This window comes from Desulfosporosinus sp. FKB (genome assembly GCF_002196705.1).
Classification (GTDB): Bacteria; Bacillota; Desulfitobacteriia; order Desulfitobacteriales; family Desulfitobacteriaceae; genus Desulfosporosinus.
In genome coordinates, this window is the sequence record NZ_NADJ01000032.1 from 1 (window position 1) to 17,993 (window position 17,993).

The 17,993-nt window shown below is 40.8% G+C and carries 17 protein-coding genes and 2 riboswitches; of the genes, 12 read left to right on the plus strand and 5 right to left on the minus strand.

Annotated features, from left to right (window positions below):
- Positions 1 to 130 precede the first annotated feature (130 nt).
- The 7 genes from B5Y67_RS10295 (at position 131) to B5Y67_RS10320 (ending at position 5,525) form a co-directional block, all read left to right on the plus strand.
- On the plus strand, positions 131 to 985 hold the full coding sequence (locus B5Y67_RS10295) for an ABC transporter ATP-binding protein (protein WP_088226354.1): 855 nt from the start codon (positions 131 to 133) through the stop codon (positions 983 to 985).
- 56 nt (positions 986 to 1,041) lie between these two features.
- Positions 1,042 to 1,260, plus strand: a riboswitch (cobalamin riboswitch).
- A gap of 47 nt (positions 1,261 to 1,307) precedes the next feature.
- A complete protein-coding gene (locus B5Y67_RS10300; protein ID WP_088226355.1) occupies positions 1,308 to 1,838 on the plus strand; it encodes a cob(I)yrinic acid a,c-diamide adenosyltransferase in 531 nt (176 codons plus the stop codon).
- A 321-nt stretch (positions 1,839 to 2,159) separates the two neighbouring features.
- Complete coding sequence (locus B5Y67_RS26205; protein WP_282432771.1) at positions 2,160 to 2,288, plus strand: hypothetical protein; 129 nt, start codon at positions 2,160 to 2,162, stop codon at positions 2,286 to 2,288.
- Positions 2,289 to 2,622: 334 nt separating this feature from the next.
- Positions 2,623 to 2,886 carry a FeoA family protein gene (locus B5Y67_RS10305; protein ID WP_088226356.1) on the plus strand — a complete coding sequence of 88 codons (264 nt, stop codon included), beginning with the start codon at positions 2,623 to 2,625 and terminating at the stop codon, positions 2,884 to 2,886.
- 29 nt (positions 2,887 to 2,915) lie between these two features.
- Positions 2,916 to 3,137, plus strand: a complete 222-nt coding sequence (locus tag B5Y67_RS10310) for a FeoA family protein (protein WP_088226357.1) — start codon at positions 2,916 to 2,918, stop codon at positions 3,135 to 3,137.
- A gap of 55 nt (positions 3,138 to 3,192) precedes the next feature.
- Positions 3,193 to 5,343, plus strand: coding sequence for a ferrous iron transport protein B (gene feoB / locus B5Y67_RS10315; protein WP_088226358.1), 2,151 nt, complete (start codon positions 3,193 to 3,195; stop codon positions 5,341 to 5,343).
- Between the two features lie 47 nt (positions 5,344 to 5,390).
- Positions 5,391 to 5,525 carry a FeoB-associated Cys-rich membrane protein gene (locus B5Y67_RS10320; protein WP_088226359.1) on the plus strand — a complete coding sequence of 45 codons (135 nt, stop codon included), beginning with the start codon at positions 5,391 to 5,393 and terminating at the stop codon, positions 5,523 to 5,525.
- A 93-nt stretch (positions 5,526 to 5,618) separates the two neighbouring features.
- Here the strand turns inward: B5Y67_RS10320 and B5Y67_RS10325 are convergent, their stop codons facing one another.
- The 4 genes from B5Y67_RS10325 to B5Y67_RS10340 form a co-directional block, all read right to left on the minus strand.
- Positions 5,619 to 6,377: an ABC transporter permease subunit gene (locus tag B5Y67_RS10325; RefSeq protein ID WP_088226360.1), complete on the minus strand. Its 759-nt coding sequence runs from the start codon at positions 6,375 to 6,377 to the stop codon at positions 5,619 to 5,621.
- On the minus strand, positions 6,374 to 7,069 hold the full coding sequence (locus B5Y67_RS10330; RefSeq protein ID WP_088226361.1) for an ABC transporter ATP-binding protein: 696 nt from the start codon (positions 7,067 to 7,069) through the stop codon (positions 6,374 to 6,376). Before B5Y67_RS10330 ends, B5Y67_RS10325 begins: the two co-directional genes overlap by 4 nt.
- Complete coding sequence (locus B5Y67_RS10335; protein ID WP_088226362.1) at positions 7,062 to 7,451, minus strand: GntR family transcriptional regulator; 390 nt, start codon at positions 7,449 to 7,451, stop codon at positions 7,062 to 7,064. The genes B5Y67_RS10330 and B5Y67_RS10335 overlap by 8 nt, the downstream gene beginning before the upstream one ends.
- Before the next feature lie 343 nt (positions 7,452 to 7,794).
- Positions 7,795 to 9,243, minus strand: a complete 1,449-nt coding sequence (locus tag B5Y67_RS10340; protein WP_088226363.1) for an MFS transporter — start codon at positions 9,241 to 9,243, stop codon at positions 7,795 to 7,797.
- Between the two features lie 669 nt (positions 9,244 to 9,912).
- On the opposite strand from B5Y67_RS10340, the gene B5Y67_RS10345 reads away from it, so the two are divergent.
- From B5Y67_RS10345 to B5Y67_RS10360, 4 genes are all read left to right on the plus strand, one after another.
- On the plus strand, positions 9,913 to 10,482 hold the full coding sequence (locus B5Y67_RS10345) for a TetR/AcrR family transcriptional regulator (RefSeq protein WP_088226364.1): 570 nt from the start codon (positions 9,913 to 9,915) through the stop codon (positions 10,480 to 10,482).
- Between the two features lie 191 nt (positions 10,483 to 10,673).
- Positions 10,674 to 13,766 carry an efflux RND transporter permease subunit gene (locus B5Y67_RS10350; protein WP_088226365.1) on the plus strand — a complete coding sequence of 1,031 codons (3,093 nt, stop codon included), beginning with the start codon at positions 10,674 to 10,676 and terminating at the stop codon, positions 13,764 to 13,766.
- Positions 13,756 to 14,985 carry an efflux RND transporter periplasmic adaptor subunit gene (locus B5Y67_RS10355; protein WP_170932657.1) on the plus strand — a complete coding sequence of 410 codons (1,230 nt, stop codon included), beginning with the start codon at positions 13,756 to 13,758 and terminating at the stop codon, positions 14,983 to 14,985. Before B5Y67_RS10350 ends, B5Y67_RS10355 begins: the two co-directional genes overlap by 11 nt.
- A gap of 570 nt (positions 14,986 to 15,555) precedes the next feature.
- Positions 15,556 to 15,804, plus strand: a complete 249-nt coding sequence (locus tag B5Y67_RS10360; RefSeq protein ID WP_088226367.1) for a hypothetical protein — start codon at positions 15,556 to 15,558, stop codon at positions 15,802 to 15,804.
- Positions 15,805 to 15,869: 65 nt separating this feature from the next.
- On the opposite strand, the gene B5Y67_RS10365 is transcribed toward B5Y67_RS10360, so the two are convergent.
- A complete protein-coding gene (locus B5Y67_RS10365; protein WP_088226368.1) occupies positions 15,870 to 16,250 on the minus strand; it encodes a response regulator in 381 nt (126 codons plus the stop codon).
- Positions 16,251 to 16,383: 133 nt separating this feature from the next.
- Positions 16,384 to 16,471: riboswitch (cyclic di-GMP riboswitch) on the minus strand.
- Between the two features lie 902 nt (positions 16,472 to 17,373).
- Here B5Y67_RS10365 and B5Y67_RS10370 point away from each other — a divergent pair.
- The gene (locus tag B5Y67_RS10370) at positions 17,374 to 17,904 is read left to right on the plus strand and encodes a YqeG family HAD IIIA-type phosphatase (RefSeq protein WP_088226369.1); all 531 of its coding nucleotides are present in this window, start codon (positions 17,374 to 17,376) and stop codon (positions 17,902 to 17,904) included.
- Positions 17,905 to 17,993 lie beyond the last annotated feature (89 nt).

The window sequence follows — 17,993 nt, forward strand, 5'->3', positions numbered from 1 at the left end:
GCCATACTCAATTTCTCTGAATTAAGCATTCAATGCAAGTTCTATCCTTGATAAGTTCTTTTGGTGAATTAGCAATTCTATGAAAACAAGAGGAAAACCAAGAAAAATCAAATTTATATAGGGAGAGTATATGAAAGAACCAATTTTAAGCATCCAAGATTTATATTATGTCTATGGAAACGGACAAGCAGCATTAGACGGGGTCAGTATTGATATTAATGAAGGCGAGAAGATCGCAGTTATCGGTTCGAATGGAGCTGGAAAATCCACATTTTTCCTGAATGTTAATGGCGTTCTAACGCCGAAAAATGGAGAAATTCGTTATAGGGGCACTATTATTAATAAAAGGAATCTAAAAGAACTGAGGAAAAATATTGGAATTGTTTTTCAGGATGCAGATAATCAGATTATTGCTTCTACGGTCAGAGCGGAAGTAGGTTTCGGACCAATGAATTTAAAACTTCCGCAAGAGGAAGTCATAAGAAGGGTCGATGAAGCCCTAACTTATATGAATATTATGGATTTTAAAGATCGTCCGCCTCACTATTTAAGTGGTGGGGAAAAGAAAAAGGTCACTATTGCTGACATTATTGCCATGAAGTCAGAAATCATTATTTTTGATGAACCAACGGCTGCGTTAGACCCGTTAAATGCGAAGATGTTGGAAGAGATTTTATCCAAATTGAGTATGGAAGGGAAAACAATTTTGATTTCTACACATGACGTGGATTTTGCTTACCGATGGGCGCAAAGAGTTCTTGTTTTTTATCAAGGAAAGATTATTGCGGACGGAACGCCGCTGGAAATATTCCAAGAAGAAGCAGTTTTAAAGAAAGCGAATTTAAAGGAGCCGATGATGTTAGGTGTGTATGAATCGCTGGTGGAGGAGCATCTTCTTGCCGATGAAAAGATATTTCCAAAAAGTATCCAGGAGTTTCGAGAAATGCTCCAGAATATGCGGAGGAGTAAGCTTTTAAGTGGTTAAGTAAATTCATGGAAGAATCTAGTGAGTAATGGTCTTGTCGATAGGGCATAAATGTTAAATAGCATAACAAATCAGGTGACGTTTATATTCTAACACGAACGGTTAAAAGGGAAGTTGGGTGAAAATCCCACATGGTTCCGCTACTGTATAAAGAAGAATCCTCATAGAAAATCACTGGGAGACTGGGAAGGTTCAGAGGGTGATAGGGGGTGTGTGCAGTGTTCTTTGAACATGGTTTGCGTTGTTTGGGAACCTCTTGATTACCTGGCGAGAGGTTTTCTGCGCTTGTCGCAAAACGACTAAAGACTAGGAGGACTAAAAAATGAAACAGGGGTTAGTCCACATTTATACCGGCCCAGGAAAAGGAAAAACAACAGCTGCGCTCGGATTGGGGAGCAGGGCAAGCGGTCACGGACTTAAGGTTCTAATGATTCAGTTTCTCAAGGGACAGTCTACTGGTGAAATGGAGACTATCGCCAAGCTGGGTCCGAATTTTAAACTATTTAGGCATAATAAGAATGACAAATTCACTTGGGAAATGACTGCTAACGAATTGGGAGGAATTAAAGGGGAAACGCGGAATGCTTTGAATTATGCTATTGAGGCCGTGATTAGCGGAGAATGGGATTTGATTATTATGGACGAGGTTATGGCTGCTGTGAATCTGGGCTTACTTCCTCTGAAGGAAGTAGTCGAGCTTGTTAAGGAGAAACCTCCTACAGTGGAACTCGTCCTGACAGGGAGGGATGCACCATCAGAATTAATTGAGTTGGCGGATTATGTTTCGGAAATAATCGCTCGAAAACATCCTATGAAAAGGGGAATAATGGCGCGGCAGGGGATCGAATATTAGGGCATTCCTTGTAAACAAGTATGTTGGGGTGCCCTTGCACTCCTCTATAACAAAATGTACTCCTCTTTGCAATAGAGTGGGTGAATCGCTTAGTTGTCATCAATTGTTAAGGCGATCACAATGCTACCTTATATCTCACTTGTGAGTAAATTAGATACATTGAATTGTGTATAATGAAATCATTCTGGAAAAAGAGAAGTATTCAGCGGCCCTCTTATATCTTGGGCTATCAGTTAAATTTGATTGCAGAAGTCGAGTTTAATGTTTAACTTATAAATATTCAGATAACAATATTGGTAATATTCTGAAAGGAGTAATAATATGTCTGACCCTAATTATCAAGTCGCGAACCTATCGGATTATGAACTAAACCAAATCCGAGACCTTGAGCAAAAACTGAATAACGGTCAAAATAGTGGAACTGTCGTAATAGCATATTCTCAGCGATAACGATAGTTCCGGTTAAGGGAGACTTCGGATGAACACCAAGGTCTCTTTTTACGTTATAAGCACATCAATGCAGTCCTATGCGACATGATGCCAGTACAATTGCCGTAATAATTAGCGGTTTGCGTTTATTAAGACAAAGTTGAGTGAATTGACGTTCTATATAGCCTTTTTTCTGCAAGGATTTAATAAAAATATCATTTAACTTGAATATCAAAATATATGATTACAAAAGTTATTGACCGAATAGTACTAAGTATGATATATTTTATTACGTAATTGAGAATGAATTTCAATACCAATTACGTAACTAACTAATTTATAGGAGGGGTTTCAAATGGAAAAAGAAAATACGGCGACCCCAAGGTTATCGTCATCAGGGCATGTACTACCGCTGAGCATGGTACACGCCGGGGAATGTGTCAAGGTTAAGTCGATTTCCGGTAAGGATGATATAAGGCGTTTTCTCAGCAACATAGGTTTTGTGGAAGACACTGAGGTAACCGTTGTTTCAGAGATGAACGGGAATGTCATTGTAAACGTGAAGGGAACAAGAGTGGGGATCAGCAAGTCGATGGCCAACCGTGTGCTGATCGTTTAACAACCAGACTAATACTTGGAGGGGAAATTATGAAAACGCTTAAAGAAATCAAACCGGGAGAAACCGTAATCGTCACTGCTTTCACAGTATTCGGCGCACTGCGTCGTCGTCTCATGGACATGGGTATTACAAAAGGAACACAGATCTACGTGCGGAAGGTAGCACCTCTTGGCGACCCGATTGAAATCACCGTTCGCGGCTACGAGCTTTCCCTACGCAAGGATGAGGCACAAAATATCCAGGTGGTCTAAAAAGGGCACAATTATTTAAGAGTAAAGTAATTAACTCTGTAAAGGAGAAGACACGATGGCAATTAAAATCGCACTAGCCGGAAACCCAAACTGCGGCAAGACAACCATGTTCAACAATCTGACGGGCAGTAACCAATATGTGGGCAATTGGCCGGGTGTAACTGTAGAAAAAAAGGAAGGAAGGCTTAGAGGACATAAAGATGTAATCGTCACAGACCTTCCTGGGATCTATTCTCTTTCTCCATACACACTGGAAGAGGTCGTCAGCCGTAATTATCTGGTGAATGATCGTCCCGACGCTATTATCAACCTAGTGGACGGCACTAACCTTGAGCGGAACCTGTACTTGTCGACGCAGATAGTGGAATTGGGCATTCCAGTTGTGATTTCGTTGAACATGATGGATATCGTCAGAAAGACCGGTGACAGGATTGATTCTCAGAAACTTGGAGCGGCCTTAGGCTGCGAAGTTGTGGAAACCGCCGCAATCAAAGGTGAAGGTTCCATGGAAGCAGCGGAAAAGGCTATCCAACTCGCTAAAGTAAAACAGGACTCCGTTCCTCAGCACAAGTACAGTAAACGGCTTGAGCAAGCTCTTTCCGCTATTGCGGAGACCTTCAAGGATGTTTTGGATCCGCAGCGTGCACGCTGGTATGCTGTCAAGCTTTTTGAACGGGATGGGAAGGTTTTGAAAGCCCTCCAATTGTCTTCGGTACAAAGGAACAAGCTGGAAGGGCTCATTGCTCCCGTCGAAGAGGAATACGGTGATGACAGTGAAACCATCGTCACCAACGAAAGGTATGAATACATTGCCGAACTGATGAAGAGCAGTGTTATGAAAAAGCAGAAGACTATGACAGCGTCGGATAAAATCGATCGTATTGTCACTAATCGCTGGCTTGCTCTGCCGATCTTCATCGCAATTATGTTTTCCGTATACTATGTTTCAGTTACTTCACTTGGGACTATAGTAACCGATTTTACCAACGACACTCTTTTTGGTTCATGGATTCAGCCGGCAGTGGATACCTGGCTCACCAATATCGGTACGGCAGATTGGCTTGTGCGTCTCATCATCGATGGAATAATCGGCGGACTGGGGGCAATGATCGGCTTTGCGCCGCAAATGGCAATTCTATTTGTATTTCTTTCCATTCTGGAAGAGTGCGGCTACATGGTGCGCATTGCTTTTATCATGGATCGTATTTTTCGTAGATTCGGCCTGTCCGGCAAAAGTTTTATCCCACTGTTGATTTCCTCGGGCTGTGGTGTGCCGGGCATCATGGCAACCAAGACAATTGAAAATGAAAAAGACCGCCGCATGACCATCATGACCACTACGTCCATTCCTTGCGGCGCAAAGCTGCCGGTTATTGCGCTGATTTCGGGAGCAATCATGGGCGGCTCTTGGTGGATGGCTCCTTCAATGTATTTTATCGGAATTCTTGCCGTCATTGTATCCGGCGTCATGCTAAAAAAGACAAAGCTATTTGCCGGCGATCCATCTCCGTTTGTAATGGAACTTCCTCAATACCATATTCCGGCGGTAAAAAATGTATTGTTTCATGTTTGGGAGCGTGTCGGGAGTTTCTTGAAAAAGGCAGGCACTGTATTATTTCTTGCCGTCGTCGTGATGTGGTTCCTTGCAAGCTATGGTATAAAAGATGGCCGTTTCGGTATGGTTGACCAGGGGCATAGCCTGATAGCGATTATTGGTGGCTTTTTAGCTCCGATCTTTACTCCGCTTGGTTTTGGCAATTGGAGGGCGGTAGCTGCATCATTTTCCGGCTTTATCGCCAAAGAAGGAATTGTCAGCACGATGGGCGTTCTTGTTGGTATGGCTAATTCAGGTGACAACGATGCAGGACTTTGGTCAGCTGTTATGACAATGTTCCCCAGTGCAGTGGCCGCATTCTCGTTCCTTCTTTTCAATCTGCTCGATTCACCGTGCATCGCGGCAATGAGTACTATAGCCAAAGAGATGAACAGCAGGAAGTGGACTGCCATTGCTCTCGTTTATCAGAATTTGTTTTCTTACTGCATTGCCCTGATGGTCTATCAGTTTGGGAGACTGTTTACCGGCGCTCCTTTGGGCGGAGGCACGATTGCTGCATTTACGATACTTCTCTTTATGCTGTATCTGTTGTTCCGGCCGACACCTAAACAAAAAGCAGTTCTGAGCCGGGCAGTAGGTGCAGACGCGTAGATTTCATTTTTCAATACAATCCCTATTTGCTTAAGGAGGTTTTTTTTATGAATTTGCCTACAATACTTATCAGCCTTGTCCTGGTTGCGCTTTTTGCGCTGGCCGTCCGCCGCGTTATAAAAAAAGGAACCTGCGGTGGATGTGGCCAAAAAGGCTCCTGCAGTCATTGCAGCCACAGTTAAGACGATGTGAAGGATTCCTATAACCATGAGAGGTTGATGCTAATCTTTCATAAGTGTTAAATAGAGAAGGGGCAGATGTGGTAGATAAGGCGGCTATACCTCGACATGCCGATTGAGAATGTATACCGAAAAAGCGAACAAAAGTGCCGAAATGGAGAGAGAGAGGAGTAAGGTTGTTAAGAAATTACTCCCATTCACACTGATGAAGTGCATTTGTCCATGGTGGACAGAGGGTGAACTCGACGGTAAAAGTCCAAAGGCTTTTACCACATATAAATTGACAATGACCCCAAACCCAAGACTGCCCCAGACTATGGGGAATTCGGGCAGCCAATGGGACCTTGCAAAAGTAACTATCAGGGTACCCAGGAGAATCGAGAAAGGACTTATAAGCAACAACCAGGTAAGGTCTTTAGCACAAACCTGAAATGCGTCCAAGAGTTGAGTATGAGGTAGAAAAGGGGGCAGAGTTGAGTTGATTAAAAACAGCTGTATCAATACTATAGCTAAAATGGATACGTAACTCTCTAAGACCAGCAAGAAACTTGCAACGAATTTGGCACTAAGCAGTAAGCTTTTAGAATAAGGAAGGGCCAGCCACCATCCAATAGTTCCTTCATGCCATTCTTTATTTAGAATTGAGAATGAGATCACAAAAGGGATCGAAATTAGAACGCACCAGATGACAAAGCCACCGGTGATAAATCCCAGGGATGTGGCCCAGATTAATCCTCCCATCATTAAGGCGTTTGCTAATCCTTGATAAATGCTCGTTACAGGAGACCTCTCAGGGTAATAAACTTTATCGAAGATCTTTGAATCATTTCTCACCAAAGTCCAAAGTACTTTCATCGAAATAACCCCCTGTATATGGATTCTATGCATCCTTTTTCCTGGCGCAGGGCTTCTACATTTCCCTCTAAAACGAGCTGCCCCCTGTTCAGAAATACAACATGATCAAACAAGCTCTCTGTTTCGTGAATTTCATGGGTACTGATTATGATGGTTTGTGGTTGATCAAGCATAGAATCGATAAGGGATTGAATTATGCGTTCACGAGACAAAAGATCAATCCCAGTAAAAGGTTCATCGAGTAGTACGAGTTTAACTTTCCGTGCCAGACATAGAATTACATACAAACTGGCTTGCTGACCTTTGGACAAGGCGGATACCCGTGAATCTAAGTCAAGATCCATAGTCTTGATCATTTCGAGAGCGCGAGGTAGGTCAAAGCCCGGCAGAATGGTCAGAGCATAGTTTATAGCTCGTTCAATGGTATGGACTTTGTACCACTTGGCGCGGTCTGGGAGGTATGCAATCTCAGCGTTAAACTTCCAGTGAGGTGGTTGGCCAAAAACCAGAATGTTCCCTGCCTGCGGTTTAACGAGCCCGACGATAACCTTGAGAAGCGTTGATTTTCCGGCACCGTTGGGACCTAAAAGTCCTGTGATTTGGCCTTCTGGAAAGGAAACGTATAAGTCGTCGAGGGCGATCTTAGGACCGTAGGATTTGCTTAAGTATTTAATTTCAAGGGCATTACTCATGCCAAGCAACCTCCTTTAGTAGAGACTCTGCGGTTGGCCGGTCAATTCCTAGTTTTTTCATAGACGAGACAAAGACAAGGACAGCCTCACTTGCCAGCGCCATTTTTACTTGCTTGACAGTATCGAGATCAGAGGTGATAAAAGTCCCCTGTCCCCGGCGGGTTTCTGTCAGGTGGTCACGATCCAGTTCTTGATAGGCGCGCATCACGGTGTTGGGGTTGATCTTTAACTGTTGCGCAAGCTCCCTGACGGAGGGCAGCTTTGTTCCCAGTGGGACATCGCTTCGCGCAATGGCATGGCGAATTTGCTGCAAAACTTGTTCATATAGTGGTTTGGATAAATCCATTTGGAAATTAAAATCACCAACTTGAATGTTTTCCAATAACGCGTCTCCTTTATATAAATAACTGATCCTAAGTGTATTATATGAACTAATACACTTAGGATCAAGAAGACAAATGAGTTTTTTGTTAGAAGAATAAATTTGATTCAAGGCTCTATGAATTCGATGAACTTGAAGGCGCATGATGACTAGCCGTTGTCTGAGCATGTCTGCCGTATAGAATGTAAGAAAGATCCCCCCGATTTTCAGTATTGAAAATCGGGGGGATCTTTTTGGGACGCTATTTATGCAGTTTTTAAGACCCCACTTCAATAAGTGGGGGTGGGTCCTTCGTTAACTTCAGGTGGGGTAGAGTCCTCCTTCGCCGCTTAACTCAAAGCAGTTAATGAAGAGATATATATTTATTTAACTCAACACTTGTGTTGTCGGAATGTTTAGCAGCAAATACACAAATTACGGAAGCAATAATCCCCAGGACAGTTATTCCTGCGAAGCCAACATGAAATGAAAGTATCTGGGCTTTAGCAAGAGTATGGTGTATAAGAGAGTAATCGCTGAAAGCACCGTCATAGAGAGTGCCTGCAATAGCTACTCCCATACTCATACCTAAGGATCTGGACATATTCAAAATGCCTCCGGCAACACCTGCGTGCTCAGGAGGGATGCTTCCCATAACTGAACTATTATTTGGAGGCGTAAATATTCCAATTCCTGCGCCTACTAAAACCAATCCCAAGAGATAGACATAAGCAGCAGTATTGTTTGATAATAGGATTAATACAATTGCGCCCAGCGAAGAAATAATCATACCGCTGCTCGTCAATAGTTTAGTTCCCATGTGGTCAGCAAGTGCTCCGGAAAAGGGTGACATAATAAACATCGCCAGAGAGACTACCGTCATTATAAGACCGACCAGGAATGGAGACAGTTGTAATACCCATTCCAGATAAAACGGCATCAAAAATAGTACACCAAACATTAGCGAATAAGAAAGTAATCCAGTAATATTTCCGCTTGTAAACGTTCTGTTTTTGAATAAGTTAAAATCAATCATAGGATTTTTACATTTTTTCTCACGAAGGATAAAAAGAGACAAAAATATAATACATACAAGAGACTCCGCTAAAATTTCGGGGGATAACCAACCGACTTTATAACCGTCTTTGAAAATCAGAACCAATAAGATCAAAAATGGTGTGAAAAGCAGGGCGCCTAAATAGTCGAACCGGGAGGAATGAAGATTAGGCTGATCCTTTGGTAAGATAAAACTTGCTGTGATTGTACCGATTATCGCAACAGGAATATTGATATAAAAGATTAAACGCCAACCAAAACTTCCAATTATTAAGCCTCCAACAGTAGGCCCTATAGATAGACCTATAGCTTGAGCTGCCCCTTGAATACCAATAGCTTTACCTCGGCTTGTTGAGGGAACAACTGAAGTAATAATTGCAATTGAGTTCGCCTGTAACATGGCTGCGCCCAGAGCTTGCAACACTCTGGATCCTATTAGCAAAGGCATGGTTGAAACGAGTCCGCATAATCCTGAGCCTAAACCAAAAATTGCAAAGCCAATGGTGTAAAACTTTTTTCTTCCTAACCTATCTGATAAACTGCCTAATAAGGTAAGCAGTGATGTTAACGTTAAAAGATAAGCAATTGAAACCCATTCAACGCTGTCCATACTTACCGCAAAACTTTTACTTAAAGTAGGCATAGCAACATTGATGATACTTGCGTCCAAGGCAGCCATAAATGCACCAATACACACTGTACCCACTACGACCCAATAATAGCCTTGTTTATGATGTAATGATGCATTCGTCCTCATAATTGTCACTCCTTATAGTTCAAATATCTGCATTGTTTAAAATAATATTGATTTAGGGGTTATTCCCAAATGGATTCCTTTGTAAATCAATGAAATAGTCGTATAGAGCGTTATTACGCTCCTCTCGATAACATATTTTAATAGCGTTAACCTTGAAATTTATTTGGTTAACTGTTTAATACCAGTGAATAATATAAGTATAAATTTAAACAATACGAAAATCAAGGGAGTTAAGGCCTAAAAATGTAGAAAATTATAGAATAGGATCGCATTTATTACATAATATGTTAATTGTTGAAAATACGTGTATGTGGACTTAGAGACATTAGGGATACAATTAGCCTAAATAAGGGGAAACGACCATTAAATATTACAATAGCATTTTGCTGCAGTGTCCAATTGATCGAAGGTTATATCGTTGGCGATGGCGCAAGTGCCATTCAACTTGGCGCAGGGGCATCTTTTTTTAAATTCAGCCATTGGACACACGCCTTAATCCTTGCCAAAACACTACCAGTGATTAATGGCTGTTAAAAATGACCTTGCTTTCCCAAAGACGTTAGATTAAACATTATTACGAAATAGAATAGACAAATCATAGGAATATAGCTTTTACTATTTGTGAATTTTGTGTTATACTTTAGCGGAATAGTGAAAAGAGGTTCATTTATGCAATACCTTAAAGATGAAGTTCGAAACAGGATAATCATGGAGGCAATGAAAGAATTTCAAGATAGGGGGTTTTTACATGCGTCAATGAGAACTATAGCTAATAACGCTGGGGTAGCTATAGGCAATGTCTACAGATACTTTAAAAACAAGGAAGACCTGTTCAATGAAATAGTAGAGCCGGTATATCAATGTTTTTTAGGGATGGAAGTACATAAGCAAGAGATATATTCGTTTGAAGAAATCGTTAATTACATTATGGAAGTTATGAAAGAGTATAAAATCCAGTTATTAATTATGGTCGATAGAAGCAAAGGGACAAAGTATGCGAGTTTCAAGGAAGAGATAACTAGGCTCGCAGGAAAAAGTATAAGAGAAAGTTTATGGCCTGAATTGCGAAAAAAAGGAATTGAAGTTAAAGATCCTTTTATTTTTTGTGTTATTGCTTCAACGTTTATTGATGGTTTATTTCTAATATTGAGAAAATCCGAGGAGGATGTAGCAACAAGATACTTGATTCATCAGCTGATGATTTTGTTTTTTAATAACCTGGATAAACGTTTCGAGTAGGTTTTATAAGTTCTTAAATAGGGGCATTTTCAGGGGATAAATGAAATTTGGCACATTCTTTATGACAAATAAGTAGGGCGAGGCAATTAGTTGAGTACTTAACCTAGTAGTCAGATTATTTAATTTGCCTATTTTGGAAGAGAGCGTAAACTTGTCAGTTACTAAATTTGAAATGAATAAGGAAGAAAAAGATGAATTTAACAGAGATATCGGTTAAAAAACCAGCGGCGATGTGGATGGTCGTCGTATTATTAGTGGCGTTAGGAATAATTGGTTATACCAATATGGGCGCCAATTTACTGCCTTCGATGAATATTCCGGTTATATCAGTCACAACAACCTACAGCGGTGCAAATGCTGAGGACATCAGAAAAGATATTATCAAGCCGATTGAAGATGCTGTCTCAGGCATAAGCGGGGTAGACACAATAAATTCCACGGCTAAAGAGGGATATGGAACTGTCACAGTTACTTTTAAAATGTCTGCGGACATGAATACTGCTTATTTGGATGTCCAAAAAGCTATTGATGGTATTTCCAATACTCTCCCGGCAAATGCCGATAAACCTGTTTTATTTAAGATGGACACCAACGCAATTCCAATCTTGCTGCTTTCTGTCAAAGGAGATAAGGTCGGCAGTGACGAGCTTTATAATGAATCAGATATTATCAAACAAAAAATAGAGAAAATCCCGGGAGTAGGTAATGTTACGATCAGCGGCGGAGAAAAGAAAGAGTTAATGATTAAACTCGATAAATCTGCTGTGGAGTATTATGGCATAACCGTTAACACATTAATCAACAAATTAAATTCTGTAAATATAAACATTCCTGGCGGAGAGCTAAAGCAGGATAATGTTGATCAATCCGTTAGAGTTATCGGACAATTCCAGAATATCGAGGATGCCCAAAATTTGATGGTTCCTACGGCAAATGGAGGAACCGTACGTCTGGGCAATATTGCCCAAATTAGTCTTGAAGAACCGGAAGCAACTTCATTGGCACGGTTCAATGGCCAGAAAACAATGACAATAATTGTAGGCAAACAAAGTGATGCCAATGTCGTTGAAGTAGCTAATAGCGTAAAAAACGAATTAGAGACCATCAAAAAGACCATTCCCGCGGGAATACAGATGGATACCGCCTTTGACACGACTACATTTATTACAGACTCCTTAACGGAGGTAAAACACAACCTTATTGAAGGAATTATCGTTACGGCTTTGGTGTTGTTTGCGTTTTTCCGCAGTTTCAGATCGTCCTTGGTAGTTTTGGTTGCCATACCGACCTCCCTGATTGCTACCTTTTTCATGATGTATAAGCTTAATTTTACGTTGAATATGATGTCTTTAATGGGATTATCTCTAGTTGTCGGTACTCTGGTTGATGATTCTATCGTTGTAATCGAAAGTATTCAAAGACATCTGACGATGGGTAAAGGGCTGGTTCGAGCGGCAATTGATGGCCGAATGGAAGTTGGAATGGCTGCCATAGCTATCAGTCTCTGTGATATTGTTATCTTTGCTCCTATATCCATGATGTCAGGGATGATTGGCCAGTATTTCAAAGAATTTGGCTTGACGATAGTTGTAGCTACGTTATTCTCTCTTTTGGTATCCTTTACGATTACGCCAATGCTTTCGTCAAGGTTATTAAAAACAGAGAAAAAGCAAGTGACTCCCGAATATAAAAAGGACAGCCTTTTTGGTAAAGTCACCCAAAAATATCGAGAAACACTCGTCTGGGCGCTTGAACACAGAAAAAGAGTACTGATTTTAGGAATTGCAGGGGTAATCTTAAGTATTGCTCTTGTTCCTATGGGAATATTGAAAACGGAATTTGTACCGACTACCGATCAAAGCAGTTTTACCGTTAATATGGAGCTCGCTCCGGGGTCGACTTTGGAGCAGACCAGCAGCAAGGTCGCTCAGCTGGAAAACTATTTGCACAATACAAAAGAGGTAAAAAGTTATTTTTCAATGATCGGTCAAAGTGGGCAATCGAACACGGACAAATCAGTCGCCCAGATATATGTTAATTTAGTCCCTAAAAACTCTCGCCAAAAAACTCAAAGTCAAGTTGCCGGTGAGGTTCGCACTTTTGGAAAAAGCATGACCGGAGTGGATTTTAATGTTGAAGAATCCCAAAGCGGAGGCGGAGCATCGAAGCCTATTTCAATCAGCATTAAAGGGGATGATCAGGCTACCCTTGCGACTCTGTCCAAACAAGTTGAAACTATCGTCAAATCGGTTCCCGGTGTTATAGATGTTGGTAATAGTGCCGATGTCAAAAGCAGCGAATTAAGAGTAACGATGGACAGTTTAGCTGCCGCACAGGCGGGAATTTCCACCTCGGATGTAGGCAGCACGATCAGGATGGCCTTGCAGGGTACAAAAGTGGGAGTCTACAGGTCCAATAACTCGGAGAATGATATAACACTTAAATTTATGGATGGACAAATAAAAAATGTCGATGACATCAAATCCATAAAGATTACCAATCAGGCAGGAGTACAAATTCCTTTAAGCCAAGTCGCAGCAGTTGTGAGAGGAGAGAGTGAACCATCTCTGTCCAGAGAGGATAAGCAAGACGTTGTTACCGTTGATGCTAACCTTCAAGGAAGAGTTCTTGGTGAGGTCACCAGGGATATTCAAGCAAAACTTAGTTCTGTAACCTTGCCCTCAGGATATACCATAAGCTATGGCGCAAGTCAGAAGAATATGGCCGATTCCTTCAGCTCTCTTGGCTTAGCCTTAGGTGCTTCCTTGGCGCTGGTATATATGATCTTAGTAGTTCTCTATGAATCGTTTTTGACCCCGGCAATCAGAATGGTTTCTCTTCCCTGTGCTATTATCGGAGCGCTTCCTTTGCTGGCCTTAACCGGGCAAACATTAAATATGATGTCTTTTATCGGTTTGATTATGCTGGAGGGGCTGTCATCCAAAAACGGAACATTGTTAATAGACTATACTAACACCTTAATGCACAAAGGTATGAGCTTAAAAGAAGCCCTGATTGAATCGGGCACAACAAGACTAAGACCAATTATTATGACGAGTGCAACCATGATTGTTTCCATGCTGCCTGTTGCTCTTTCCATAGGTGAAGGAAGCGAGATGAAAAAGAGTATGGCTATTGTAATCATCGGAGGCATGGTCATGTCTACGCTCCTTTCGCCCATTATTTTGCCGGTAGTTTATACTTTAATGGACGATCTAAAGCATCGTATTTCAAAGAAAAGAAAAACAATAAATGCCGGGGAGGTTCCACAAATTGAAATTTAATCTAAGTAGGATCAGGCAGATTAAGAAACGAACTATAATTATCGGTCTTCTGATAATAGCCGCTGCTTTGGGGGGGAATTATGCTTTAAAGCATAGAAAAGTTGAAGCCCCAGCAGTTACTGTAAAAAATGTTAAAACTCAAAAGGTCGCCGTTGGTTCTTTGTCGACTATGGTTGATTACGCCAGTAAATTTGATCCTGCCCAGGAAGTACAGGTTTTTCCCAAGACTGGTGGAAGAGTTTCAAGTTTAAATGTTGATATTGGTTCTAAGGTAACCAGCGGACAGGTTCTCTTTACGATTGATGCGTCGGATCTTCAAGCTCAGCTGCAAATACAACAGCAGGCCTTAGCCGTGGCAGAGGAAAACTTAGCAAAAACACGCTTGACTTCACAACAAACCTTAGAGAAATCCCAAATCAGTTATAACGATGCCCAAAATGATTATAATAATGCCAAAGCTTTATATGATGGGGGAGCGGTTTCTAAACAGGATTTAGACAGCGCCAAAACAAAATATGATAATGCTGCTATTGAGTTAAAGGCTGCTCAAGATGATTTAGCAGTGTCAGCAGCAGAAGCACAAGTAGAACAAGCGAAAGCAAGTGTCAATGCAGCTCAGATCCAGCTTGATAATCTAACCGTAGTATCCCCTATCTCGGGAGTAGTTTCTGCTAAAGACGTTAAAGTCGGAGGAATGGTCAGCAGCCAATCAGGTTCGGTTACGGTTATTGATTCCAACAGTATGGTGGCCGAAATTAGTGTTCCGGATATTGTTATAGGTAAAATAAAGGTAGACCAAACTGTACCTGTGAGCATAAATGCCATGAAGGACAAAAAGGTCTCGGGAGTCATTGCTACGATCAGCCCTAACTCGGATGCGAAGGACAATTCGTATTTAGTGAAAGTAAAAATTGATAATTCACAGAGCGGTTTAACTGCAGGTATGTTTATTAAAATATCGCTGCCGGCTGAAACAGAAAGTAATATATTGCTCGTTCCTAATGAAGCCCTCAACATAGAGAATAATGTAAATTATCTTTATGCAGTTGTTAATGGAAAAGTTAAGAAAATAGCTGTAACGGTTGGTATTTCTGATAATAAAAATACGGAAGTCAAAGGAAATATCACAAAGGGTATGGAGGTAGTTACAGAAGGACAGAGCTTTTTAAATGAGGGAGAAAAGGTGAATATTGTCGAAGGAAGTAGTAAGCCGGAGTGAACTCGCTTACGCTAAAGCTGAACATCGGGGCTTCAGATACAATAATGTCCAGTGGACATTATTGCCGAGCCGCCTTTCCCAATAGGAATACTTAGCGGCGAAGGAGGACTCTACCCTACCTGAAGTTAACGAAGGACCCACCCCCATCTATAGAAGTGGGGGTCTTAAAAACTGGATAAAGTCACTAGATGTTAAGAAGTAGGTTATAAGCGAGATAATAATAAGAACCCCCTGGACATTAGATGTTTGTCTAGGGGGTTCTTAATGCTGACAGTAATTATTTTTACCTACTTGCTGGCAAACGGGAGTCTAAGATGAAGCAGAACCTGGTTGAAACTTCTTGATGGTTGGGCTGGATGATCCTTTCGAGGTAAATTAAGCGGGGAATACTTGAGGTTCGGCAAAATAATAGTGACTTCAAGACAAATATATGGTATAGTATCTTTAGTGATAGTATTCACAATCACAAATAATAATTATAATTGTGAATTATGTGACAAAGTGTTTTCTTTTGGTACTTATAAGCAACCTAAACGCTTATTAAGTTATATTTCAAAGGGGGAATTTAAAATGTGTCCATATATTAATGAAGGGATGAATGTTAACGGTTCGTATTATTATTGTGATGCTGCGGCTCTGGGTATAAAGCTAAGCGCAAAGGAATTAGCAGATATAGGCTGTACAGGGACGCAAAGGAAAACATGCAAGAGTTTAATGGAAATGACTCTTGGGTACGCTTTGCTTCCAGATCCCGTCGAGAAAAATACAAATGTAATTATTGATTTCAACAGAGACAGCAAAAAACTTTGTGCGAAATAAATTTATAAGCGCAGAGCGTGCATAGCTAAAGCCCTCACAGATGAGGGCTTTAGCTATGGTCAACCTTACTGACGATGTTCGTTCAATAATAAGTTATCAACTGCAATGCTGAGCTCTTCCAAATCAAATGGCTTAGTCATGACATAATCGATACCGCCATTATGAAGTATTTCATTGATCTCTTGTTGATCCGTATAAGCAGACATTAAAATGACTCGAATGTTCGGATTGTAACGATGTAATTGTTCGCGAAGCTCTAAGCCATTCAGACCAGGCATCTTGATGTCGGATATTATTAGGTCGGGCAACTGCTCTTTCGCCAATGACAATGCTTCGATTCCTGAAGTAGCAGTCGATACGGTGTACCCTTTCGAAGAAAAAAGAGCATTCAGGAGACTTCGAATTCCAAGATTGTCATCAACGATTAGTAAAGAACCTTGACTCAAGCAAATCCATCTCTCTTTCCATAGTTTTCCTAACATATGTATTGGAATTATGATACTTATATGACCCAATAAGCCAAAATAACGGCTTCTGAAATTAAAAATGTAAGCAACAAAAGGCTGCTTACACTTCTTAGTTTGCAGCTAGGCTGTCATATTCCCGATGGAAGTTAGACCCTTTAGCTTTGCGTCTCGCTCTTTCGAACAATTTGCCCTAAATACACAATATGTTGATTTCGAGAAAATCAGAACATTTCTTATATTATAAGACAAATTTTAACAAATTACAACATAATTTGAAACCTTTAGCCAAAATACGTTAATCCATAACTAGTATGTAAAAATTGCAAAGGTTGTTACTGTTGCACAATCTGCAATGGTATTTGCTTAAGCGTTTTTAAGTATAAGGTAAAAAAAGCCTAAAAGGCGTAATGATGTGTCAAAACGCGTCCTCTCAGGCTAATTTTCCGTGTGCATATTTCTTTCGCTAGCTGTTTTGCAGCAGCTCCTTGTTTAACGATGCCGCCTTCGTACGAACTACAATGGATCAGCTTATGCTCGGAAGCCTGTTCCATGAAAGCCTCTATGACGATGGCTCTGAAATGTCCTATCATTAAATTGATCACTGTTTCTGTGATTTTCTTCCTGCAAATTCGTGGAAAACCAGTCCAGTATCAAAAGGATTTAATAAAAGTAAGTAAATAATGATCATAGTAAAATCAAGAGCTATTTTTAATGATGGTTTACAATTCAATTAACTCACTTCCTTAAAAGATTTTAAACAATCAATGTTATGTGCCTTAGTAATAACTATAAAGGGTCTTCCTGAAATTAATCTGAATAAAACCAAGATTATAATCTGAAGAATTTTAGTACTTTGATTCACTCAGGAATAGCTCATTTCCTCATTCGTTTGGTGCCAAAACGTGCAAAGGAAATCCATTTTCTACAAAAGTATTGTACCTAACTGGTATGTTCTTATTCATAATTGGCACGATCTGAGTGGATTAGAACGGATTTGCGAAAAGTTATACACTAATACAACCTCAAATTAATACCCTCTTGACTTGCTTGAAGCGTGTTACCTAAGGTATAATTATGAAAAGTTCTATACTTGGAGGGTTCAATGTTTGACTATTTTCGACCAACACTTCAAGCTCCTTCCATAGATCTCATTGTTGTTGAGCAACTTGTTCGAGATGGAATTAAGGGGCTCATTATCGATTTAGACAATACTATGACACCTTGGAATGATGTCGAAGTGGGTCCAAAGGTTAGAGAGTGGTTTATCAAAGTCAAGGCGGCCGGCATTTCTGCCTGCGTCGTATCGAATAATAAGAAGCGACAACGCGTGGCAGTTGTTGCGGAACGGTTAGGGATTCCTTTTGTTTTTGGAGCGACAAAGCCGCGCAGAAGGGCTTTCCGTGCGGGATTGGAATTGTTAGGTACAGGGCAGAATGACACAGCTGTTATAGGCGATCAGTTATTCACAGATATTCTAGGCGGAAATCGGCTCGGCCTCTATACGATTCTCGTGACCCCCATTAACGATCGCGAATTTATTGGAACGCGGATTATGCGGCGGATGGAAAAGGTCCTTGTTTGGCTGATGAAACATTTTGCCCCTGCCAAACCGTATAGTCCCAAAATACATTAAGAACTATAACAACAAGGGAATGGGTCAGCCATTCCTTTTTCTCTATTGTGGTGACTCATTGTCAACAATAATTTAATCGTTGATAAGGG